Here is a 22,557-nt window from a genome sequence, read left to right on the forward strand (position 1 = left end):
TTTAATGGGGCTTTTTTATTTCTGACTTTCAATAAATCGGTTTAGAGCGTTTGACGCACTATCAAAATCAAAGTTATCAATGGCTTGTTCGATTACATTAAACGACAGTTGCGCATCTTCTGTTAATAAAGGCTTAATTTTCTCTGCCATACTTGAACTCGCACTATCATAAGCTTGCAGTAACGCAGTTAATTTAGCCAAATGCTGCATCAATAAATCACTATCGAATTCATCATCACTTGTTACTAATTTGGTTTCAGTACATTCTTTACTGGTCACCACTTCAGATAAATAATCACTTATCGCGCTGAGCACACACTTTAGTTCGGAATTGAGGTTATCAGTAATACCATCTCTAATACTTTGCTCAATTTCTCGTGCGCTAGCCTGCTCTAATTCAAAGGCAAGTTCAAATAGTGCCTCAGCACCAATATTTCCGGCATTACCTTTTAAACTGTGCGCCAGTCGTTTCGCATTATCAATATCAAGTTTGATTGCTTGTTGATATTGCTTAATAAAGTCAGTTTGATTAGCGGTAAACTTATCGAGTAATTTTTGATAAAGCTTATTATCACCATTGCAAACTCTTAAGCCTGCTTCTGTATCCAAATGCAAATAAGTCTGATGCTCTGATAAATTCTCAGGTTCATCAGCCCTGTGTGATTCTGTACTTTGTTGAGGATGTGGTTCGGGATAAGGTTCTGGATACGTAGCATCTTGAGCGCTGTCACTATCAATTAGTGCTGTATAGGGACGCTCTTGCTCAAGCGAATCGGTTTTGTGAATTACATTTACAGGTGAACTGACAGGTTTATCATGACTAATATTAACCGTTTGCGCTGAATTAGCTTCAGGTAAATTAAAGTGCTCAAGCATGGTTTTAAACATGGCTGCGACATTTATTGGTTTTGCAATATGCCCTTTCATGCCAAAGGCTAACACTCTGTCTATATCTTCTGCCATCGCATTAGCCGTCATTGCCACTATAGGTAAATTAGGGTAAATGGCTTGAATTTCCTTTGCCGCAGTAAATCCATCTTTTATAGGCATTTGCAAATCCATTAACACACCAGCAAACTTACCTGTTTGTTCAATAACTTTATCTATGGCTTGTTGGCCATCTTCAGCTAACAGAACATTGATCTCAGCCTCTTCTAACAACGCAATAGCCAACTCCTGGTTAAGCTCATTATCTTCTACCAATAACACATAACTGCCTTGTAAACGCTTTTTGTCTAAGGCTTCATCAGATGCAGAAAGTTGCGCCATGTCAGTTTCAGCACCAGAAGATAAGTTGAAATATTTTGCTAATTCAGTAATGGCAACCGGAGCTGGACATGCTTTGTTTAAGACATTTGGAATAACAAATTGCTTTTGTATCAGCTCGGCATGTTCGGTATCAAAAGTACCCGCCAATAAAAACCGGGCCTGTTTAACGACTTTATTAAGTACTACCTTGGCTGCACTGACTTGCTCGGGTGTTAAATTGACCAGTACTGACCAATCAACAAATATGTAATCAAAGCCGATATCGGGGGTGACAGATTCAAATTTGTCAACGCTACAAACACTCGCCGATAAAGCCTCAAATAATGCCTGCTTTTGCTTAAGAGCAGGCCAATAATCATCAATAATCAGTACTCGCGTGCCTTTAAAAATATCTGGGGTATCGATAAAGTTACTTGGCAGTTGCACACCACATTCAATATTAAAAATGAATTGGCTCCCCAAGCCTTCGTCACTTTCAATCCGAATATTGCCACCCATTAATTCAATTAATTGTTTACTGATCGCAAGTCCTAGTCCAGTACCGCCATACTTTCTTGTTGTCGAAGAGTCAGCTTGATTAAACGACTGGAATAACTTGGTTTGTTGAGCAGGCGAGATACCAATCCCAGTATCTTCTACAATAAAAGTTAAAGTAACTTTATCTAAACTTTGCTCAGCAGAGACACGAATTGCGATATGACCTCGTTCGGTAAATCTTACGGCATTTCCCGATAAATTGACTAAAATTTGATTTATCCTCAGCGGATCACCCAGTAAATTAAGCGGTACATCAGTATCGATTTCAAAAATAACATCTAGTTTTTTTTCTTTCGCTTTAAGCCCAGTTACATTCCCTAAGTTATTCAATAAATCACTCAGATTAAAAGCGACATGTTCAATGGTCAGCTTGTTAGCCTCAATTTTAGAAAAGTCTAAAATATCGTTAATAATACCGAGTAAAGATTCAGCGGCAAAATTGACCTTAGTCACATAGTTTCTGACTTTACTGGAGAGCTTTTGTTTTAACGCCAAGTTAGACATACCAATTATGGCATTCATCGGGGTCCTAATTTCATGGGACATATTAGCTAAGAAGCTCGATTTAGCCTGATTGGCTTGCTCCGCAACTTCTTTTGATTCAGCGAGTTCTGATTCCAGTTTTTTGATGTCATCGACATCAATCACCACACCAGCAGAGATAAGCGGCTTTCCATTTTCATCTAATTCCAGTACACGACCAACTGTATTCATCCAACGGTATTGCCCATGAATTAAATAACGTTTGAACACGCTAAAAGTCAGATCGTCTGGATTAATATCCGAGTTATCCGCGTTATCTTCGGGGTGAATGAGGGCCAAAAATGCGCTGTGACCACCTTCGATATGAGACCACTTGGTATCGCTTGACTGTATTAATTCACCTTGAAACAAAGAGAAAAAAGTTTGATTGGCAATCACTGCATCAGTTTGCCGGTTGTATTCCCAAATACCCACTTTTGCACCATCCGATGCGGTATCGAGGCGATCTTCACTTTCTCTGATTCTGATCTCGTCTTTTAGGCGACGCGAGATATCGCGAAATGCCACCACCAAACCATCGACGTTTTCGTCATCATCAATAATGGGGCTAACGTTATATTCGACATCAAACAATTGTTCATCGGCTGACTTGAACTTGGCATTTGGGTTGTTATACCCCTCAGCAGAGTCCAGCACTGACATCATTTTGGTAATTTGCTCAGGTCTATTACAAATTAAAGCCAGTAAATCCGTATCAATGGTATCTTCTTTGTTTAATTGCAGTAACTGGCAAGCGGCATCATTAATAAAAATACACTCACCTTTGACATTCAAACCAAATAAACCTTCACCAACAGAAGCAAGAATTAATCGATTGCGGGTCTCTGAGTCCTTTAACTCGGTCGTTTTAGCATCAACTAAACTCGTCAGTTCATCTTGCGAGCGAACTAAAATAGCATGCGCTCTTTGACTGATGAGCATCAAAAAGCCGGATATTGCCGTTAATACACAGGCAACGATGAGTAACATCCACGACATAATTTGTTCGGCTTTTTGGTGAGGGTTCATCACCTCGGAAAGCGGTATTTCAGACACGATCAGTAATTGGAAGTTAGCCAGCCAGCGCCATGTCGCCAATACAGGTTTATCGCGATAGTTGGTATATTCAACAAAACCTTCACTATCAACACCAAACTCGGCAGAATCGAGCACCCCTAGCTCATCCGTTTTCGTTTTTGGCATTTCGATATTCAATACACTGCTTTGCCCCTGAGCAATCATACCAAGCTCAATTAATTCATTGGCAAAACGACTGGCAGAAACCATCAGCCCTTCACTATCAACCGCATAAGTCTCCCCAGTATGCCCAGTTGAGGCGGAAGTCAAAATCCGACTAAAATTGCCCATAGGGTCAAAGTAAATGGCAAGCACCGCAATCACTTTATTGTCTTGATAAATCGGATGCATGATAAAAATACCGGCTCGCGCCGCTTCGGATTCGTTTGAATCCATTTCAAGCCACAAAGGCGATATAAACTGATCAGTGCCACGTAAAACAGCCTGAAACGTTTCTGGTTTAGCTTCAACAATGCGATTTAGCTGCTCGTTTGCAAAAGCCCAACTGCTAGATAGACTCTGGCCATTAACTGCAATCAAGTAATATGAGGGAAAACCTTTAGCATTGAGGATATTCTCTAGCTTTTCATCTAGCTCTTTTCGCACGCTATCATCGGTATACTGGTCGATAATTTGGGCAATCAGCTGTTCAAAGTCATCACTAAAAACCATCGGCTTTATTCTATCGATTTGCTCTTGGTACCATTCATTTAACTTAGTATCGACATTATTTTGATTCAGGGTTAAGTTTGCTTTTTGCTGAGTAACCAAGCTTTTTTCAAAACCGTTTAACCAATATTGAATAAACAAAAAACCAGCCAGCACTAAGCTTAATAACACTAAGCTGTAGGTAAATTTAAAAGCAGTCGTGCCGAATTTTTTAGCCAAATCATCAACACCGACATAGCGAATTAACAAATAAACCAAGGCAAAAAAGCTGATACTGATAAATACAAATAGGTAACGATTATCAATGCCTTGCTCAACATCGTCCTCAGTGACTTTCCTATGCGCCCATTTATATTGAAGATTGACTAACGTTTCAGAACCCACTTCGTTAAGCCCCCAGTCTAACCAAGCTTTTAACTCAGGGAGGTCCTTATTAATACAAAAACCGGCTTGAATAACCGGTAAGCCACCTAGCTCAAAATGTTTGTAGTTTTGATAGCCTTTCGTCTGCTTTAAATAATTACTGACGCCTAAAAAGGTAAGGAAAACATCAATCTCACCCTTTTCAATTTTCTCATAGCCCTGCTCCACAGATTCGAGATGAACTAAGTTTTTCTTACCGACAAGGTCTTTCATAAATTCATATTCAATATAACCAGGCACCACTCCTCCTGTGATATTGTCAGGTAAGTTCTCAAGGCTGTTTATATCGGGCACACTTTGATGAGCAATTAAAATAGAAGTGAAGCTGACAATAGTATCGGAAAATAACATGTGTTTGCTTCTCGCTTCAGAGGGGGAACAAATGTTTACCGTATTCAACAAGCCTGCCTGCATGTCATTGAGTAAGTAAGAGAGTGAGGCCTGCCTTTTAGCTTCTAGCTTAAATGGTAAAACGCCATTTAATTCTTGCAATACGTCATAACCAAACCCTGTCGGGAAGCCATTTTCATCGTTGTAATCGTATGGCGGAAAAGCATGATCAGACCCGACTGTTATCACTGGGTTTTGAGCTGTCCATTGATAGAGTTCGTCGGATAAAGGCTTATTGCCCCAACTTGAATGGGAAAAGAGAAGTAAAAAAAACAGTAAAAAGATGAAGCAGGCGCGATTTGTTGTTACAACAACATTCATTAAGCACTATCCGATTGGTCAGTCTACCTGTTCAATACTAGTCCAAATTCTTGTTTATAAAAGTGATATTCCAGCAGCAGTTTACTAGCACTAAGCCATTTTTTGCGCCAACAAAATGTGATTGCGATAGCCTTTTATTTTGCTGACGTGTAAAAGTTCAAGTTCAAAGTTGCAAAGCATGGCTTTAACCAACTCAACGTCAAATAGGGTTTCAGGCATCATATTGATATATAAATACCCTTGGTTATTAAGCCTATCAATTAAGTGATTGAGGTAGGTTTCAGTCAAAAAGTTCATTGCTGAAGCTTGGTGGCTGTATAAGTCACTTAATATTAAATCAAACTGCAGCTTTGTATGTGCGAGGTAAAACGGACCATCTTGGTGAATTAGAGTAAACGTCTGCCGCTCGGGGTTAAAATAACGCTCAAACAGCTCAATCACCTTACCACTTTTTTCGATAATTTTGATATGAGCATCAGTAAAGCGCGACTGTAAAAACCTTGCGTTTGTACCACCACCCAAACCTAACTCCAGGATCTCAGCTTTAGCTGGTAAATCAATTAGCGCACTGGCTAAATAGGCTTGGTGGGGAAAGGTCAACGCTGCATGTTGCGTTTTATCCATCACAGATTGAACAGTGGAATTGAGCGTAAGCCAGAGGTAATTCTCATTTTCGTACACTTGCCAACGCGCATCATTTTCTTTAGACATGGCCACAAGTTGGCCATTTGCTAAGCTTTTTTTCAGGTCGACAAGCACTATATTTGCAGTTAATCTCTGGATATCTTTGAGTTGATTAAAGCACGTATTTGCTTATGTATCGAATAATAAAACCAAAAACAGAGCAAGAGTTTGCTGCTTACTACCAATTTAGATGGCAATTATTACGCGCACCTTTAAACCTTCCTCTAGGCTCAGAAAAAGACGAGTACGACAGCCTTTCTGAGCATAGAATGATTTGTAACGATGATGGCGCTATCTTAGCTGTTGCGCGCATGCATCTGAGTAATGCAGATGAAGTTCAAATCAGGCATACCGCTGTGTTACCTGACTACCGTGGACAAGGCTTAGGGTCGCTGTTGATGTCGGCTTTAGAGGAAGCTGCTCATCAAATGCGGGTCAAACGCGCAGTTCTTTTTGCCAGAGAAGATTCCATAGGCTTTTACGAAAAGTGCGGCTACAATATGACAGGTGAAGCGCCTGATGAAGAAGGTGGTATTGCCCGCTGCCAAATGATTAAACCTATTGAAGTCTGTTCACATTTTTTACGCCACCCGAAGTGGTGTCAGCAGTTACAAAAAACCTGGGATGATGAAATTCCCGTTGCCCATTTAATGGGGATCAAGGTACACCAATACACCGGACATTTATTTGAAACACGCGCAGCCTTAAACGCCAACTTAAACTTGCACGGAACCATGTTTGCAGGTTCTATTTACTCACAAGCCACGCTAACTGGTTGGGGGATGATTTTCTTAATGCTAAAAGAAAATGGCTTGGAAGGTGAAATCGTCCTTGGTGATGGCAACATACATTATCACAAGCCGATTACGAGTGAGCCAAAAGCTATCTGCCACAGTGCTTCAGTAATAGGGAAATTACAAGCGTTGAGAAAAGGGCGCAAAACACGTATCAAGCTGTTGGTGAATATATTAGATGGCGATCTACCCGTAGCAGAGTTCGAAGGTATTTACGTTGTGTTACCGAGTAAACAACAATCTTTACTCACTGAGCTAGAGCAAGAAACCACTGAAGGATAATCGATAAAAAAGGCGAACTTAAGTGTTCGCCTTTTTACTGTTTTGGTTAATTAGCCTTGCTTTAACCACTTAGCCGCATCTTTGGCAAAGTAAGTTAAAATGCCATCGGCACCTGCACGCTTAAATGCTAATAGTGATTCAAGCACACATGCTTGTTCTGCAAGCCAACCATTATTAATTGCGGCCTTGTGCATCGCATACTCACCAGACACTTGATAAGCAAAAGTTGGGACAGCAAAGGTATCTTTAACACGTCTAACCACATCAAGATAAGGCATACCAGGCTTAACCATCACCATGTCAGCACCTTCACTGATATCTTGTGCTACTTCATGAATTGCTTCATCTAAGTTAGCTGGGTCCATCTGATAGCTAAATTTATTACCGCCTTTTAAGTTACCAGCAGAGCCGACTGCGTCTCTGAATGGGCCGTAGTAACTTGAAGCATATTTAGCTGAATACGCGAGAATTTTGGCTTTGATATGACCTTGTGCTTCTAACGCTTGGCGAATAGCGCCAATGCGACCGTCCATCATATCTGATGGCGCAATAACATCAGCACCAGCCTCTGCGTGAGATAAAGCCTGACGCACTAAAACGTCAGTTGTTTCATCATTAAGTACATAGCCATTTTCATCAATTAAGCCATCCTGCCCATGTGACGTGAAAGGATCTAGTGCGACATCAGTAATCACGCCTAACTCAGGAAAAGCGGCTTTGATTTCTCGTACTGCCTGTTGGGCTAGGCCATCATCAGCATAAGCGGCTTCAGCATTGAGAGATTTTTTATCCGCAGAAGTAACAGGGAATAAAGCCAATGCAGGGATACCAAGTTTGCATAGCTCTTCACATTCTTTGAGTAACAAGTCGATAGATTTTCTTTCAACACCTGGCATAGAATCAACCGTCTCGATTTTGTTTTTACCCTCTAAAACAAAAACCGGATAAATCAAATCATCAACCGTTAACTTATTTTCAGCCATTAGGCGTCTTGAGAAGTCATCAGTTCGCATACGACGTTTTCGAGACGCAGGAAAGTTAGCAAAAATACTTGAAGTCACAAGTTTGCTCCTATGAATATTATAAAAAAACGGTTAGCTAGCTTCTAAGTTGGCTTCTTCGCTCAGCCAAACTTGATCACGGCCATTCTTTTTGGCCTGATATAATGCATCATCAGCATATTGTAGAAGACTCGCTTCACTTTGCTGACGATTGCCTAGCATACTCGCGACACCAAAACTGACGGTAATATCAATCGGCCCTGCGCAAGTGTGGATAGGTTGGCTTGCCAACTTAGCTCTTAATTTTTCAGCGATGGTATAAGCACCCGGGCTATCAGTACAAGGTAAGATCATCGAAAATTCTTCACCGCCGTAACGACAAACAATATCAGTTGGCCTTTTTGCAACTTGTGAGGCAAGGCTAGCCACGACTCGAATTACGTCATCACCTGCTGGGTGACCGTATGTGTCGTTAACGTTTTTAAAGTGATCAATATCAAACATTACTAAGCTCAGCACAGTTTGTTCTCGGCGCGAGCGGCGGTATTCAGCGAGTAACTTTTTATCAAAGTAGCTGCGATTGCGAAGCCCGGTTAATGAATCTAGCGTATTTTTTTCTTCCAACTCGCGATTCTTATCTTCCAACTCACGCAAAGTCACTTCAAGCTCGAAAGTGCGCTCTTGTACACTCGCTTCAAGCTCTTCTTGTTGTGACTGTTGTAGTTCAAGTAGAGCCTGCTGTGCTTGCGATGCTTGTTTTGCTTGTTCTAATGCCTCTGTTTGCGCTTCAATTTTAATACGCTTATCACGTCCATAACCGTAACCTAAGATAATCATCAAAGTTAAGCTATGAATGAATACCCCAGAAATTAAAGCCGATAACATAGGTAGCTTTTCAGCTGTTAAATAAACATAACCAAAAACTAAACTACTAGAGAGTACAGCCACTAAATAGAACTTACTGATCAAGAGCCTAAATGAAGGTTGCAAGGTTCTGATTTGATAAAGCATACCCGCAACTAACCAAAGAGCTGAAATCACAGCACCTACAAAAGCAATATTTAATGCGATTGTGTGGGGTAAAACAGTTACTAAAATTGCAAGTACAGTCAGTATAAGGACCCCTAGTAGGGCTCCTTTGTGAAATAGCATTGCAGTTGCTTTAAAATGCAGTAAGCGATTGGAAAAAAGTAAAGTAAAAGCTAACATCGCCATTAATAAGCTAGGTGCGGCATCTTGCTTAAGCCAGCTCCAGTTATTACTCAAATAGCCTGAATGATTAGGCTCCCAGCTAAGAATTAACAATAATGCCGTTGCTAACACTCCCGTGTAATAGATAAAGGTGCGACTCTTTGTCATCAAATACAGTACGGTATTAGACAGTAACACCGCCAACATAAAGCCGAAAAACAAACCGTAATTGACACCTGAGCTAAAAAATTGCTGATTAGCACTGAGAGGTTCAGCCAAGCTGAAAAAAGGCACGAACATAGCCATTAGGGACAAAAGGCGCATCGCACTTAAATTTATCGTCATATTAAACCAACCCAAATAATCTGTGGCTATTATGCCAAGTTGCTTCGGCGAGTTCATCAATAGATTCATTGCGTTGATTCGCGATGGTCTCTAGGATGTGAGGTAAAAATTGCGGAAGATTCCGACTCGATTTAGGTTTAGGTCGTAAACTACGGGGTAATAGATAAGGTGCATCAGTTTCAATCAGCAACCTATCTTGAGGTACGAGACGCGTTAACGCTAATACGTCTTGTCCGCGTCGTTCATCACAAACCCAACCAGTAAACCCAATATAAAAGCCAAGCTCTAAATAGTCGTTTAATTCAGTTTCTGTTCCAGTGAAACAATGTACCACCCCGGCGCGAATTTGCTCTCGAAAAGGCTTAACAATTTCAATAAAAGTATCGTGAGCATCTCGCTGATGCATAAATAATGGTGCGTTTAACTGACAAGCAAGCTCAACTTGAGCTTTAAAGATAGCTTGTTGCTGTGGTCTTGGTGAAAAGTCGCGATTAAAATCCAAACCACATTCACCAATAGCAACCACTTCTTCACGTCGGTATAAATCGGTTAATTGAGCTAACATATCATCAACCACATCGATACTTTTTGCATCGTGCGGGTGAACACCAGCCGTACTATATAATTGATGGGGGTACTGAGCAGCTAACGCTTGAGCTGCAACAGACTCAGTAAGATCGGTACCTGTGACGATAACTTTTTCAACGCCACTTACCTTGCATTGCTCGATAACTGCTTGGCGGTCTTTATCAAAACGACTGTTTGTTAAATTAACACCAATATCAACAAGTTTATTCACTGTATTAACTCTTGAATCCTTCCAAAATGCTCATTAGAAGGTTAGCTAAAAATCTTGGTTCACAAGCGCGTTATTTAATCTGCGCGCTCATTTGAATTAGCAGAATCACCTTCAGCTTGTATAGTATTTTCCTGCTCATTCTCTTCTCTAGGTCGATAGAATTTAGAGCATATCACCCCAACCTCGAACAAGAACCACATAGGTAGAGCAAGTAATGTTTGAGAAATAACATCGGGTGGCGTTAATAACATCCCCACAACAAACACGCCCACAATAACATAAGGACGCTTTTGTACCAGTTTATCTGTAGTGGTAATACCAGCCCAGACCATCAAAATAATGGCGACTGGAATTTCAAAAGCGATACCGAAGGCAAAAAACAGTTTGAGGACAAAATCTAAGTAACTACTAATATCAGTTGCTATGGTTACACCTTCTGGTGCAACTTGAGTGAAGAACATAAATGCCAAAGGAAAAACCACAAAATAGGCAAAAGCAATACCGGCATAAAATAGCAACGAAGAGGAAATTAATAAGGGGGCGATTAAACGTTTTTCATGCTTGTATAAGCCAGGTGCAGTAAAGCCCCATATTTGATGTAAGACAACAGGGATCGCAATGAAAAATGACAACACCATGGTGAGTTTAAAAGGCGTTAAGAAAGGCGCTGCAACGCCTGTCGCTATCATACTGGTTGAATCAGGCAGTACGTCTAGAAGTGGTTTAGACACCCAATGATAAATGTCATTGGCAAAATAAACCAAACAGACAAAAATGATGAGTACTGCACTGACAATGCGTAGCAGACGACTTCTTAATTCAATAAGGTGACTAATTAGCGGTTGTTGTTCTGCCGTCATAGATGGTTAAGGCTTTTCAGAGTCCGTTGGATTTTTGTAGCTGTTGGTCACAGATTTAGCTGCTTCTTCTAGTTCAGCAATGGCTTTTGATTCTTGTGACGTGAGATTTTGCATGCCTTTTTCTTCGGCTTGCTTCAGGTTTTTGTGCAGCTCTTGAACCCTTAATTCATGATTCAGTTCACTTTTAAGGGCGTTAGCTGTTTGCTTTACCGAGCGAAAAGTACTAGTCACAGAGCGTATTGCACCGGGTAGCTTTTCAGGCCCAAGTACCAACAAGCCAATAATGGCTATAAACATGAGCTCCCAAAAACCAATATCAAACATAGAGGGTTACTCTACCTTTTCTTTTTCTTGCTTAAAGTTAGCGTCTTTTTGCTCAGCACTTTTTTCTTCTAAAGCATCCGCTTCTTTTTTTTCAGCACCGGCGCCTTCTTTGCCAAGCTCATCTTTGAAGCCCTTAACAGCACCGCCAAGATCTTTACCTAAACTACTGAGTTTTTTTGAACCAAAAACCAGCACTACGATTAATAAAATAATTAATAATTGCCAAATACTGATACCACCCACTAGCGGACTCCTTGATGTCGAAATTTTGCTTTAATTTTCATTCGCATTGTAGCAAACATATTAACCTAAGGTATGCTTAAAGGTAAGGATTTTGAAAATTAGCACTAGATACTTTGATTTTATTGTTAACTGATATAGCTATAAGGGTTTTATGCGCACGATTCTGCTTTGTCTCGCATTTGTTGTTTTCCCCGTTTCTGCACAAGAAGAGCAGCCTGAATACTCGTGGCTAGACGACTTACATTCAGGCATCAGTAACAGCCTATATAACAGTGCACTTTGGTTTGATGATTTTTTCGATGAAAACGATATCTATGATGAAAAAACCAAAGTTCACGCAAAAATCCGCTTAGCTTGGGAACCTGAAGAAACGAATTTAGAGCGAATAAAATCACGTGTGCGCTTGCGGGTTCGCCTGCCTAATTTAGAGCGCAAAGTCGACTTAATTTTCAGTGACTATGACGAAAATCGAGAAGAAGGTATCACTGATGAAGTTATTGACGATCGCAACAAACAAAACGAAGATGACTTTAATGTTGCATTGCGCTGGGTTCATAAATCTAATAAAAAAGAGTACTTTTCCTCGCGCATAGGCTTGGCAAGCGAGCCAGATATCTACTCGAAACTGATGTATAGACGCATCATAGAAACAACCCAAAACACCAACGTCGTATTTCAACCTTCACTTTATTACTACGCTGACCAAGGCTGGGGATGGCGATTTTCAGGTAACTTCGAATATAGCTATGATGCGGAGAACTTATTCCAGTTCAATAACAGTTGGGGTTATATCCAAGATAAAGAAGATACTAAATGGCGTCACAGCCTTTTACACTACCACCAATACAACGATAAACATGCCGTTATTTACGGCATTTATGCCAACGGTATTACTGAGTCTAACTATCATTTACAAGACAAAGGTGCATTTATGCGTTTTCGTTGGCAAACAATGAGAAAATGGTTATTTGTAGAGGTAGAGCCTTTTGTACATTACCCAGAAAAAAATGACTTCGACCAAACATTTGGTATTGCTTTTAGGATAGAAGGCAAATTCAAACGTTAAATTTCTAACCAAAACGTCATTGGGCCATCGTTTAACAAATTGACCTTCATATCTGCTTGAAATTGGCCTGTCTGGGCGGGAATACCAAGCTCTTTAACCTTTTCAACAAAAACTTGGTATAAACGATCGGCTTCTTCGGGTAACGCCGCGTTAGAAAAGCTAGGGCGACGTCCCTTTTTAGTATCAGCAGCCAGTGTAAACTGTGATACAACTAAAATGTCACCTTTGATATCTTCAACACTTAGGTTTGTCTTGCCAGCATCATCTTCGAACATTCGATAGCCAACTACCCGCTCAGCTAAACGCTTTGCTTTGGCATCATCATCGCCCTTTTCAACGCCTAATAAAACGAGAATACCTTGGTTGATTTCAGAGATAGTTTCTCCATTGACGACAACATTAGCATGAGTTACACGCTGTAATAATGCTTTCATTTATCAAGCCTCAAACTGAATTAACACAAAAAAGCTGAAGATTATAAAGCTATTCAGTGAGAAATTCAGCGAAAGCCTGAGCGCCTTTTACAAAGGCTTGAGCAATAGGTAATTCACCAAAAGAGTGTCCTGCTGATGGCACAATATACAACTGACTCGCAGGCCACGCTTGGGATAATGTAAAGGCCTGAGAGACATCACAAACGGCATCATAGCGACCGTGAATAATTGTGGCTGGAATATCCGCAATTTTATCCATATTACTCATGATCTGATTAGCTAAAATAAAGCTGTCATTTGCAAAGTAATGCGCTTCAAGTAAAGCCATAGGTAAACAAATATGCCTATCTGCAACTTCTTGCTCAGCTTGTGGCGACGGATTTAACTTAGATATTCTTGTTTCCCATAAGCACCAACTGCGCGCGGCTTGCATCTGCGCCAGCTCATTTTTACTCGTCAACAATTCGAGGTACTGACTCAACAAGTTTTGAGTCGATGAGGGCTGGCCAATGGTTTTAATAAAGTCTTGGTAAAAGTCAGGAAATAGCCTAGCTGCGCCACCTTCTGGGTGATAAAGCCAGTCATAGTCTTGCTGTCTAGATAAGAAAATGCCTCTTAACAATAGCGCCTTAACATACTGAGGGTAAGCTTGCGCATAAAGCAGTGCTAAGGTTGTACCCCATGACCCGCCAGTAACCAACCAGCTTTTTATGTTTAAATGCTGACGAATCAGCTCGATGTCAGCAATTAAATCGTCAGTGGTATTATCAGTTAGCTGGCAAAAAGGTTGAGATTGACCACAGCCTCGTTGATCAAAAAGTACTATGTGATACTTTTCGGGGTCAAACATACGTCTTACAAAAGGAGAGCTAGCTCCACCTGGCCCACCGTGTAAGTAAACGACCGGGATACCATCTGGGTTACCACTTTGTTCGAGATAAATTGAATGCCCCCCTGATACCGTTAACCACTCGATATTAAAAGGCTGAATCTCAGGGTAAATCATCTAATTTTCTCTACATTGGGGGCGGTTTCAATAGCGAGCTCAGATACTTTAATAACCCGATCTCGCCCTGTTCTTTTAGCTTGATACAAGGCCTGATCAACCTGATCTAAGCTTAGCTTAATATCGATGTTTTCAGCTTTGTCGCTCAGTACACCAAAACTGGCCGTCATGTTAATGACTTTCTGCTGAAATACCACTTGATGCGCAGCAATTGCTAAACGAATTCGCTCAGCAACATTTGCAGCTTGCAGCTCATCAAGCTCAGGTAAAAAGATAACAAATTCCTCTCCACCATTTCGAACAACAACGTCATTTTCTCGCGTTTGCTCAACTAAAATGTTGGATAAATCAATCAGAGCCCGATCCCCCGCAGCATGACCAAAAGTGTCATTTAAACGTTTAAAGTGATCAATATCTAAAACAATCAACGCCCCATCAAGACTTTTACGAGACAATAATGCCAGTTGAGAACGCGTCGCTTCCTCAAAACCACGACGGTTGAGTAACCCAGTTAAAGGGTCGCGAATAACGGCTTGTTGCAGTTTTTGCTGCGCTTCTAATAGGTAACTCACTAAGATATTAATGCCCACGCCCATAGAAATTAGAGGCATAAAGAACTGCCAAAAAGCCCAAGAAAATTGATTAAAGTCGTCTGAGTGATAAGACAAAATAAGCCTGAATAAGTAGGCAACAACAAAGGCAAAAATAAAAAAGGCTAAGCCTTTATCGGCAAAGTTATTATTTGGCTTGCGGTGCCAAGCTCGATAAGCGGTGAGTAATGGAATTGGCACAAAAAAAACAGCACCAGAGCACAAGACCCAAAAAGCGTCTATTGGAATAATAAAGTGCAATGCCATGAATGCAGCGCTAAACGTTGCCGTGCCCCACAATAACCATTGATTGATGGCCTTACCTTCTCTTGAATACACACCTAAGGTTAAAAAGACCATAGCAATCAGAGACGTCATCGCGCCTGAATATTGCAAAGCCATATTTTCAGAGGCACGTAAAAACCAAAAAAGCATCAAGCCTATAAAGTAATATTTAAAATAGGTAGATGCTTTATCTTTAACGAAGTTTGAATTTAAAAGATGAATGGCACCAGCTAGCAAAAAAAACATGCCGGCAATGGCCATAAAACTGCCTAATGTCGAATACGTCATAAATACTGTCTTAGAAAGTCAATCGAAGGAGCGAAAAAGGCAGCCCCAGTCTCGGCTTGAGTATAATCTAATAATTGATCATAGTGCCCTTGTTCATCAACACAAACCATCCTTTCTAACATTTTGTTAAACGCAGTAGGTGTATTTGCACAAGAGATAAAAAACAAACCTTGGTGACGCATTGTGCCGTAAGGCATAGATTGCCTTAAAATTTCAATGCTCTTACCTTGTTCATCTTTAATGTTGGCTCGTTTAATATGAGCACAAGGCGGTTTGTCTGCAGATTTATATTCGATGTTCTCGACTTTGGTGCGACCAACAATATCCTCTTGCTGCTTAGTGGGAAGTTCATTCCACATGTGCATGCTATGGCGATACCTCTGGGTATGAATATAACTACCACCAGCAAAAACCTCATCTTGCTCACGAGATACCAAAGCGACAGCGCGGCGGTGTTCCCCATGTGGATTTTCAGTACCGTCAACAAAGCCCGTTAGATCTCGGCCATCGAGATAGCGAAACCCCTTTACTTGTTCAACTAACATGACCTTATCGGCAAATAGCTCACAGACATGTGTGCCAACGAGGTGATTAACGTCGGCTCTATCTGAGCGAATGTGAACAAATAAATCGGCGGGGGTATCTGGGACGGGATATTTAGCATTTTCAAATTGTGGAAAAGCCATTAATTCCCTTGGTCGAGCATTAGGGAAAAGGTTATCCCAAGCAAGTGCACCGATAGCAATAAAAGCGGAAAGCTCACTCTCTGAATACTCTTCGCTGAACTCATTAATCATTCCCTGAAAACATGCAAGTTGCTGTTTAACTTCATCCACTTCTTCTGTTTTCAAATTAAACATCAAATACAAACTATGTAAATTTGATTCAGCAAGAATGCCTTGTTGGCAACGATGTAAATTAATCAAAGATATGATTCTCCGGATGGGCTAACACATTGTATTCAATACAGTTTGGTAAAAAATATGGATTTATTCCAACTTTTCCCTATATCGATATTATGATTTAGTTTGGTAAGCATCCTCAAGTGCTTGTTTTAAATAACGATAATGGCTATCGATTAAACTCACTTTTTGATTTTTAGCCACACTTTCTAACTCCGCAGCGTGTTTAGATAGCGCATTAAAACCAAAGCTTCCCGCACATCCCTTAATGAGATGACAACGGCTAATCAATTCACTCCAGTTTGCATCTTGTTTTGCTTGTTGTAAATTCGCTAAATGTTCAGGAATGTTATTGATAAATGTGGTTTTAATTTCCTGATAAGCATCACTTTGAGTTATTTTTTCTGATAATTCACAATGGTCATCCATTTGCGACAGGTAGTTGGCAATTTTCTTATAAAAGACACTTTGATCGATGGGCTTGGCAATAGTATCGTCGCAACCGCTCGCAAAATACTGGGCTAAATCATCTTTCATCACATTAGCCGTTAGCGCAATAATTGGAATATCAACACCTGCATCTCGGATCATACTAGTCGCTTCTAACCCGCCCATAACAGGCATTTGCATATCCATCAGCACCAAGTCATATTCGTTTAATAAGCAAGCTTCAACGGCTAACTCACCGTTTTCAACAATGTCGAGTTCTATATCTTGTTGCCCTAACATCAGCTTGATGAGAGCTTGGTTATCTTTGTTGTCCTCTGCTAACAAAATGCGCCCGCTACAACTTTTACCCGTCTCCAGTACTGGTAAGTTTTCAGAGATTGAATAAAGCGGTTTAGTGAATAGCCAACTGACTTGCTCATTGGGTAAGTTAGTATTTAGCGAAATTGTAAAACAGCTACCTTCACCTGGCTCACTTTGAACCTGAATATCACCATTTAATAAACTTGCTAGTTTATGTGAAATACAAAGCCCTAACCCCGTACCACCATATAGCCGGGTTGTACTGGAGTCGGCCTGCTCAAATGGTTTAAAAATACGACTAAGCACCTGCTCAGACATGCCAATGCCAGTATCGGTGACTTTAAACTCGACTTGGTTATTTAATGAGTCAGCATAAATATCGATTTTCACTAACCCTTGGTGAGTAAATTTAATCGCGTTAGTACCGATGTTGAGTAAAATTTGTTTTAACCGAGTGTAATCAGAGTTGATAAATTCAGGCAGAGGAAAGTGATAGTTAACTTCAAAGTGAAGTGCTTTGTGTCTTGCTGACTCTTGTAAAATAGCCTCTATATCACTGACAAAATCAAATGTGTTAACCGGCTCAAGCTCCACCGCTAGTTTTTCAGCTTCAATTTTAGATAAATCTAAAATGTTATTAATCAAATCAAGTAAGTGGCCACTGTTTCTGAGTACAGTTGCAAGGTGTTCTGTTTCATCTGAAATTTGATCATTCGGCGTTGATGCGAGTTGCTTATTAGAAAGAAGCTGTTCAGTAAAGCCAATAATAGCAGTCAGTGGGGTACGAATTTCATGACTCATATTCGCTAAAAATCGACTTTTCATTTGATTCGCTTTTTCAGCTTCATCGATAGCGGCAATCAAATCAATATTAGTTTGTTTTAAATCCAGCGTTCTTTGTGTCACCTTCTCTTCGAGATGCTGTTGATAGTCTTCTAAGCGACCGCGGTAGCTCTTTAGCTGCTCAACCATTAGATTGAAATCTTGATACAAAGATGCCAATTCGTCCTGGCTCTCAGTTTTTAATTTCACGTCAAAATCACCGCGACCGATACTTTGACTGGCCTGAGCAAGTGTTTGTACTGGTGTTAACAACAACCGGCGTACAACGATAAAAATCAAGCTAGGCGTTAAAATAATACTTACTAAAATAAGTAATAACGTCGTAATACTCACCCGCTTTGCCGATTGATATAGCGCAGAATGTTCGGTACCTGAAAAGTAAAACAAGCCATCAACTAAAGGGTGAGTGTCGTAAACAAAGACATCAGGCGATAACAGTTCTATTTTTCGCTGATTAGAAATATCGTAAATAGCAGAGGTCGTCAGGTAATCCAAGTCACGTTTAGAAAGCGTCTTATTAATCAGTCCATTACTCGAACTCATCAAAATATTACCCTTGGCGTCGTAAATAAAATTAATACTCGAAGCAGAAACTTTTTCATCTAAAGTGCTTTGAATAAATTGAGTATTTAATTCAAAAATTAAATACCCCCAAGGTAATCGTTTCTGCTGTTTAAGGTTGAGCAAGCCTACTTTTTGGATAAAAAAGACTCGGTTTTGTTGTTCAAACTGATAAACATAAACCCCTTGCCCCCCTTTTATTTGGGCCAATCCGGGTTGCAAAATATCGAATGAAGATTCAGCAAATAAATCTGAGCTAAAAAAAGCAACATTTTGCCCGGTTAAGTTTAATAACTCGATACTTTTGATATCTGGGTAAGCTTGACTGTAGCTGGAAAATACCGCCAGTAACTCACCTAAAACATCTTCATTTTGGTGGTGGGTATATAAAAAACGTTCAAGAACGGGTGACCAAGACAATAACGAAATGGTATTTGAATACGTTTCAATGTAGTGATTAAGTTTTTGTGATTCGTGCTCAACGTGGTTGCTAACCAGTACTCTAGCCTTGTTATCCCCAGATTGTTGAGCAAAATATAAGGCCGATAAACCAAGTAAAATCAGCGGCGCTATCACGAGGGGGATAACGAACTTTAATAATTTGTAACTGAGCTTACTTTGTTTCATTTTTCTTTTATTACCAGTCAGTATTCCATTTTGCCGGTTATTTTTATTGTGATCTTCAATTAATCATACCTAAGTATAAAAAATAGTTAAGTATCTGATAAGAATAGATGTGCAGACATCCATAATTACTCCATTTTTTGCGAGTAAAATTATCGCAAAATACGTTATTTGCTGTTTAGGCAATCGATAAAAAAGTGTTATGATTTGGTTAATTCGTCAAAAGGCGTTACTGGAAAAGGTGTTAGTGTGCTAACGATTAGCATAAAGAAGGTTAAAAGGATTTTTGCAGGCTACCTGATAGCTTGCTGCTTGCTTTTACCTTTTACTAAACTTTCCGCCGCAGAACTCCCCCATGAACTTCAAGCTGTCTTGTTGTCTAAAATCCTTATTTACGAGAGACAACTAAAAGAGAAGTCTTCCTTAAGTGTATTTGTACTTGACGATGCCAGCATGTTTGATGCGTTTTCAAGGTTAGCTCAAGCCCAGCAATCAGGTGTTAGCTTTAGCAACGTTGTATTAGGCAATAAAATCCCTGGAAAAGCATTCGACCTAATCTACGTTAACGATAATAAACGGATCAAAGAAGCGATCGATTATGCCAATACTCATGGTGTGATCATCGCGACCGGCAAGGCCAATTTTGTACAAAAAGGCATTACTTTAGGTATAGGTGTAGAAAAAGGAAAACCTCAGTTTTATTTGAATTTAACGACCTCGTTAACCTCAGGTTTGAAGTGGGAACAAAATATCCTACAAGTGGTTAAAACCTTTCAATAAGGCTTATTGCACCCAGTGTTGGCTTTAGTCTATACTGCCAAACAACTGTATAAATAATCATAATAAGCGAATGAGCCTCACGCAACTAGCTAACACATCTGTCAGTCAACTTTCTGGTGTTGGCCCGAAATTAGCCGAAAAGCTGGCTCACCTTTCTATTCACTCTGTTGAAGATTTACTTTTTCATTTTCCTCTCAGATATGAAGATAGAACGCGTATTTACCCCATTGCCGATTTACTGCCAGAGTTACATACCAGCGTGCAAGGCACGATAGATAAATGTGATGTCATTTTTGGCAAACGACGAATGTTGAACTGTCGCATCAGCGATGGTACGGGCTCAATAGAGCTGAAGTTTTTTAACTTCAATGCCAATCAAAAAAACCAGATGACAGTAGGTCGAGAAATTAGAGCATTTGGAGAAATAAAACGCGGGGCGCGAGGTTGGCAAATTATCCACCCAGATTACAAATTTACTGATAGTAAAAAAAACAGTGATTTAGACGAGCATTTAACCCCTGTTTACCCTTCGACAGAGGGCTTTAAACAAACGAGTTGGCGCAAACTAACCGATCAAGCATTGGATAAACTCAGATCCAATAACTTATCAGAATTACTGCCAAAAGAGCTTGTACCCGAGAATCTAACTTTAGCCGATGCCATTAGAACCTTGCACCGCCCCACTCCAGAAGTTTCACTTGCCGATTTAGAAATGGGTGTTCACCCCGCGCAACAAAGGCTGGCATTAGAAGAGCTAGTCGGCCATAACTTGAGTATGTTGGCACTTAGAGCCAAAACTCAAAGCCATCAGGCCCATGCGATAGAAATTGCCAATGAGCTGATCGAGCAATTTTTAGCACAGCTACCTTTTTCCCCCACTGCCGCTCAAAAGCGAGTCGCTGCAGAAATACAAAGTGACATGCAGCTCAATCAACCTATGATGCGCCTTGTCCAAGGTGATGTTGGTTCGGGGAAAACACTTGTCGCGTTACTTGCTTCGCTTTCTGTTTTAGCTCAAAACAAGCAAGTTGCATTAATGGCACCAACAGAAATTTTAGCTGAGCAGCACGCCGTTAATTTTGCTAATTGGTTAACTCCGTTAGGTATCAAAGTAGACTGGCTAGCAGGGAAACTCACCGCGAAACAAAAAAGAGAAGCACTTGAGCGAATTGCATCAGGTGAGAGTAAAATGATTGTCGGTACTCATGCTTTGTTTCAAGAAGGTGTAAATTATGAAAACCTCGCCTTTGTTATTGTCGATGAGCAGCACAGGTTTGGTGTACAACAACGACTAACATTAAGAGAAAAAGGTGAAGTGAATGGTCAATACCCTCACCAACTCTTTATGACGGCCACCCCTATTCCTCGAACTTTAGCCATGACGGCTTATGCTGATTTAATGACATCTGTTATTGATGAATTACCACCTGGGCGAACACCGGTTACCACTGTTGCTTTACCTGACTCACGAAGAGATGAAGTCATTGCAAAAGTCAAAAAAGCCTGTATTGAAGATAAGCGCCAAGTTTACTGGGTTTGTACCTTAATTGAAGAATCAGAAGCACTGCAGTGCCAAGCAGCAGAAGATACCGCAGTGCAGCTTAAAGAACTGTTGCCTGATTTATCTATTGGCTTAGTGCACGGCAGAATGAAAGCGGGTGAAAAACAGCAAGTCATGGATGAATTTAAAAGTGCCAACATGGATTTATTAGTGGCCACAACAGTGATAGAAGTCGGTGTCGATGTACCCAATGCCAGCTTAATGATCATCGAGAACCCAGAACGCTTGGGCTTATCTCAATTACATCAGCTTAGAGGTCGTGTCGGTCGAGGAGCAACGGCAAGTCACTGCTTGTTAATGTATCATCAACCTCTTTCTCAAGTGGCACAAACTCGCCTGAGTGTGATGAGAGAAAGTAATGATGGCTTTTACATTGCTCAGCGCGATCTTGAGATTAGAGGCCCGGGTGAATTACTCGGTACTCGACAAACCGGTGATATGAGTTTTCGCGTGGCTGATTTATTAAGAGATGCAGCTTTAATACCGCAAGCAAGAAATTTAGCGCAGCACATTCAAACCCAACATTCAGAACTAGCACCTAAACTCATTCAGCGCTGGATAGGCGACAAGTCGGTTTATTCACATGCTTAAATTGAGTTAAAAGGAACAAAATACAGATACAAAAAAAGCGGCTAAAAGCCGCTTTTTTTCAACAAACTGACCCGTCCTGAATAAGGTTGACACTTTTCCAACTTCAATTTGGAGAAGATAATGAAACCAACAACTAAGCGTACACAAAAAGATTATTCACTTGCCTTTAAACTATCTGTCGTTGATAAAGTAGAAAAAGGCGAATGTACTTACAAACAAGCTCAAAACCACTATGGAATACAAGGGGCTTCAACCGTTTTAACTTGGCTTAGCCGGTATGGTCAACTAGATTGGAGTAAAGGTACACCCAATCATATGAATGAGCTTCCCCTTATGTCTAAACCCAATGATTTAACACCCGAGCAAAAAATCAAAGCCCTCGAAAAAGAGCTAGAAGATACCAAGATAAAAGCACAATTCTTTGAAACGATAGTCGATGTACTTGATAAAGATTTCGGAGTACGTATCACAAAAAAGCAACGCAACGCGTTATTGAAGAAAAAAACATAACCAAGCTATCTGTCAGTAGAGCTTGTCGTTATCTC

17 protein-coding genes and 1 pseudogene are annotated in these 22,557 nt (G+C 40.4%); 5 read left to right on the forward strand and 13 right to left on the reverse strand.

Translation table 11 applies throughout. From position 1 onward, the window contains the following. Window positions 1–15: 15 nt before the first annotated feature. Together HR060_RS08700 and HR060_RS08705 are read right to left on the reverse strand one after the other, a co-directional pair. Window positions 16–5,208 carry an ATP-binding protein gene (locus tag HR060_RS08700; RefSeq protein ID WP_174199910.1) on the reverse strand — a complete coding sequence of 1,731 codons (5,193 nt, stop codon included), beginning with the start codon at window positions 5,206–5,208 and terminating at the stop codon, window positions 16–18. A 90-nt stretch (window positions 5,209–5,298) separates the two neighbouring features. Continuing rightward, window positions 5,299–5,919, reverse strand: a complete 621-nt coding sequence (locus HR060_RS08705) for a spermidine synthase (RefSeq protein WP_174199911.1) — start codon at window positions 5,917–5,919, stop codon at window positions 5,299–5,301. Between the two features lie 104 nt (window positions 5,920–6,023). Here HR060_RS08705 and HR060_RS08710 point away from each other — a divergent pair, with 104 nt between their 5' ends. After that, window positions 6,024–6,968 (forward strand): bifunctional GNAT family N-acetyltransferase/hotdog fold thioesterase, encoded by a 945-nt coding sequence (locus tag HR060_RS08710; RefSeq protein WP_174199912.1) that lies wholly within the window; start codon window positions 6,024–6,026, stop codon window positions 6,966–6,968. Between the two features lie 50 nt (window positions 6,969–7,018). On the opposite strand, the gene hemB is transcribed toward HR060_RS08710, so the two are convergent. The 6 genes from hemB to tatA form a co-directional block, all read right to left on the reverse strand. Then, the gene (gene hemB / locus HR060_RS08715) at window positions 7,019–8,029 is read right to left on the reverse strand and encodes a porphobilinogen synthase (RefSeq protein WP_343044197.1); all 1,011 of its coding nucleotides are present in this window, start codon (window positions 8,027–8,029) and stop codon (window positions 7,019–7,021) included. Between the two features lie 33 nt (window positions 8,030–8,062). Further along, window positions 8,063–9,505, reverse strand: coding sequence for a sensor domain-containing diguanylate cyclase (locus tag HR060_RS08720; RefSeq protein WP_174199913.1), 1,443 nt, complete (start codon window positions 9,503–9,505; stop codon window positions 8,063–8,065). A 1-nt stretch (window position 9,506) separates the two neighbouring features. Next, complete coding sequence (locus HR060_RS08725) at window positions 9,507–10,304, reverse strand: TatD family hydrolase (protein WP_174199914.1); 798 nt, start codon at window positions 10,302–10,304, stop codon at window positions 9,507–9,509. 74 nt (window positions 10,305–10,378) lie between these two features. Beyond that, entirely contained in the window at window positions 10,379–11,164 is a 786-nt protein-coding gene (gene tatC / locus HR060_RS08730) for a twin-arginine translocase subunit TatC (protein WP_174199915.1), read from the reverse strand. A 6-nt stretch (window positions 11,165–11,170) separates the two neighbouring features. After that, window positions 11,171–11,488, reverse strand: a complete 318-nt coding sequence (gene tatB / locus HR060_RS08735) for a Sec-independent protein translocase protein TatB (protein WP_174199916.1) — start codon at window positions 11,486–11,488, stop codon at window positions 11,171–11,173. A 6-nt stretch (window positions 11,489–11,494) separates the two neighbouring features. Next, window positions 11,495–11,731 (reverse strand): twin-arginine translocase TatA/TatE family subunit, encoded by a 237-nt coding sequence (tatA, locus tag HR060_RS08740; RefSeq protein WP_174199917.1) that lies wholly within the window; start codon window positions 11,729–11,731, stop codon window positions 11,495–11,497. Between the two features lie 151 nt (window positions 11,732–11,882). Here tatA and HR060_RS08745 point away from each other — a divergent pair, with 151 nt between their 5' ends. Continuing rightward, complete coding sequence (locus HR060_RS08745) at window positions 11,883–12,797, forward strand: hypothetical protein (protein WP_174199918.1); 915 nt, start codon at window positions 11,883–11,885, stop codon at window positions 12,795–12,797. On the opposite strand, the gene dtd is transcribed toward HR060_RS08745, so the two are convergent. The 5 genes from dtd to HR060_RS08770 all read right to left on the reverse strand — a co-directional run bounded on the left by dtd (window position 12,794) and on the right by HR060_RS08770 (window position 19,083). Beyond that, window positions 12,794–13,231 (reverse strand): D-aminoacyl-tRNA deacylase, encoded by a 438-nt coding sequence (dtd, locus tag HR060_RS08750; protein WP_174199919.1) that lies wholly within the window; start codon window positions 13,229–13,231, stop codon window positions 12,794–12,796. The two genes, HR060_RS08745 and dtd, sit on opposite strands and share 4 nt — an antisense overlap. A gap of 49 nt (window positions 13,232–13,280) precedes the next feature. Continuing rightward, entirely contained in the window at window positions 13,281–14,237 is a 957-nt protein-coding gene (gene pip, locus HR060_RS08755; protein WP_174199920.1) for a prolyl aminopeptidase, read from the reverse strand. Then, window positions 14,234–15,400: a GGDEF domain-containing protein gene (locus HR060_RS08760; protein ID WP_174199921.1), complete on the reverse strand. Its 1,167-nt coding sequence runs from the start codon at window positions 15,398–15,400 to the stop codon at window positions 14,234–14,236. The genes pip and HR060_RS08760 overlap by 4 nt, the downstream gene beginning before the upstream one ends. Beyond that, window positions 15,397–16,332, reverse strand: coding sequence for a Dyp-type peroxidase (locus tag HR060_RS08765; RefSeq protein ID WP_174199932.1), 936 nt, complete (start codon window positions 16,330–16,332; stop codon window positions 15,397–15,399). The genes HR060_RS08760 and HR060_RS08765 overlap by 4 nt, the downstream gene beginning before the upstream one ends. Before the next feature lie 84 nt (window positions 16,333–16,416). After that, window positions 16,417–19,083: an ATP-binding protein gene (locus HR060_RS08770; protein WP_174199922.1), complete on the reverse strand. Its 2,667-nt coding sequence runs from the start codon at window positions 19,081–19,083 to the stop codon at window positions 16,417–16,419. A gap of 246 nt (window positions 19,084–19,329) precedes the next feature. On the opposite strand from HR060_RS08770, the gene HR060_RS08775 reads away from it, so the two are divergent. The 3 genes and pseudogenes from HR060_RS08775 to HR060_RS08785 form a co-directional block, all read left to right on the forward strand. Further along, on the forward strand, window positions 19,330–19,860 hold the full coding sequence (locus HR060_RS08775; protein ID WP_343044198.1) for a YfiR/HmsC family protein: 531 nt from the start codon (window positions 19,330–19,332) through the stop codon (window positions 19,858–19,860). 70 nt (window positions 19,861–19,930) lie between these two features. Then, the gene (gene recG, locus HR060_RS08780; protein ID WP_174199924.1) at window positions 19,931–22,012 is read left to right on the forward strand and encodes an ATP-dependent DNA helicase RecG; all 2,082 of its coding nucleotides are present in this window, start codon (window positions 19,931–19,933) and stop codon (window positions 22,010–22,012) included. Window positions 22,013–22,132: 120 nt separating this feature from the next. Continuing rightward, window positions 22,133–22,557 (forward strand): annotated as a pseudogene (locus HR060_RS08785) (IS3 family transposase); the annotation flags it as partial.

The organism is Marinifaba aquimaris, assembly GCF_013328345.1.
GTDB classification, from domain to species: Bacteria; Pseudomonadota; Gammaproteobacteria; order Enterobacterales; family Alteromonadaceae; genus Marinifaba; species Marinifaba aquimaris.

Bases quoted from the DNA above. Each gene is read 5' to 3' on its own strand.
- HR060_RS08700 (WP_174199910.1), bottom strand. From the start codon at position 5,208: ATGAATGTTGTTGTAACAACAAATCGCGCCTGCTTCATCTTTTTACTG.
- HR060_RS08705 (WP_174199911.1), bottom strand. From the start codon at position 5,919: ATGTCTAAAGAAAATGATGCGCGTTGGCAAGTGTACGAAAATGAGAAT.
- HR060_RS08710 (WP_174199912.1), top strand. From the start codon at position 6,024: ATGTATCGAATAATAAAACCAAAAACAGAGCAAGAGTTTGCTGCTTAC.
- HR060_RS08720 (WP_174199913.1), bottom strand. From the start codon at position 9,505: ATGACGATAAATTTAAGTGCGATGCGCCTTTTGTCCCTAATGGCTATG.
- tatC (WP_174199915.1), bottom strand. From the start codon at position 11,164: ATGACGGCAGAACAACAACCGCTAATTAGTCACCTTATTGAATTAAGA.
- tatB (WP_174199916.1), bottom strand. From the start codon at position 11,488: ATGTTTGATATTGGTTTTTGGGAGCTCATGTTTATAGCCATTATTGGC.
- HR060_RS08745 (WP_174199918.1), top strand. From the start codon at position 11,883: ATGCGCACGATTCTGCTTTGTCTCGCATTTGTTGTTTTCCCCGTTTCT.
- dtd (WP_174199919.1), bottom strand. From the start codon at position 13,231: ATGAAAGCATTATTACAGCGTGTAACTCATGCTAATGTTGTCGTCAAT.
- pip (WP_174199920.1), bottom strand. From the start codon at position 14,237: ATGATTTACCCTGAGATTCAGCCTTTTAATATCGAGTGGTTAACGGTA.
- HR060_RS08760 (WP_174199921.1), bottom strand. From the start codon at position 15,400: ATGACGTATTCGACATTAGGCAGTTTTATGGCCATTGCCGGCATGTTT.
- HR060_RS08770 (WP_174199922.1), bottom strand. From the start codon at position 19,083: ATGAAACAAAGTAAGCTCAGTTACAAATTATTAAAGTTCGTTATCCCC.
- recG (WP_174199924.1), top strand. From the start codon at position 19,931: ATGAGCCTCACGCAACTAGCTAACACATCTGTCAGTCAACTTTCTGGT.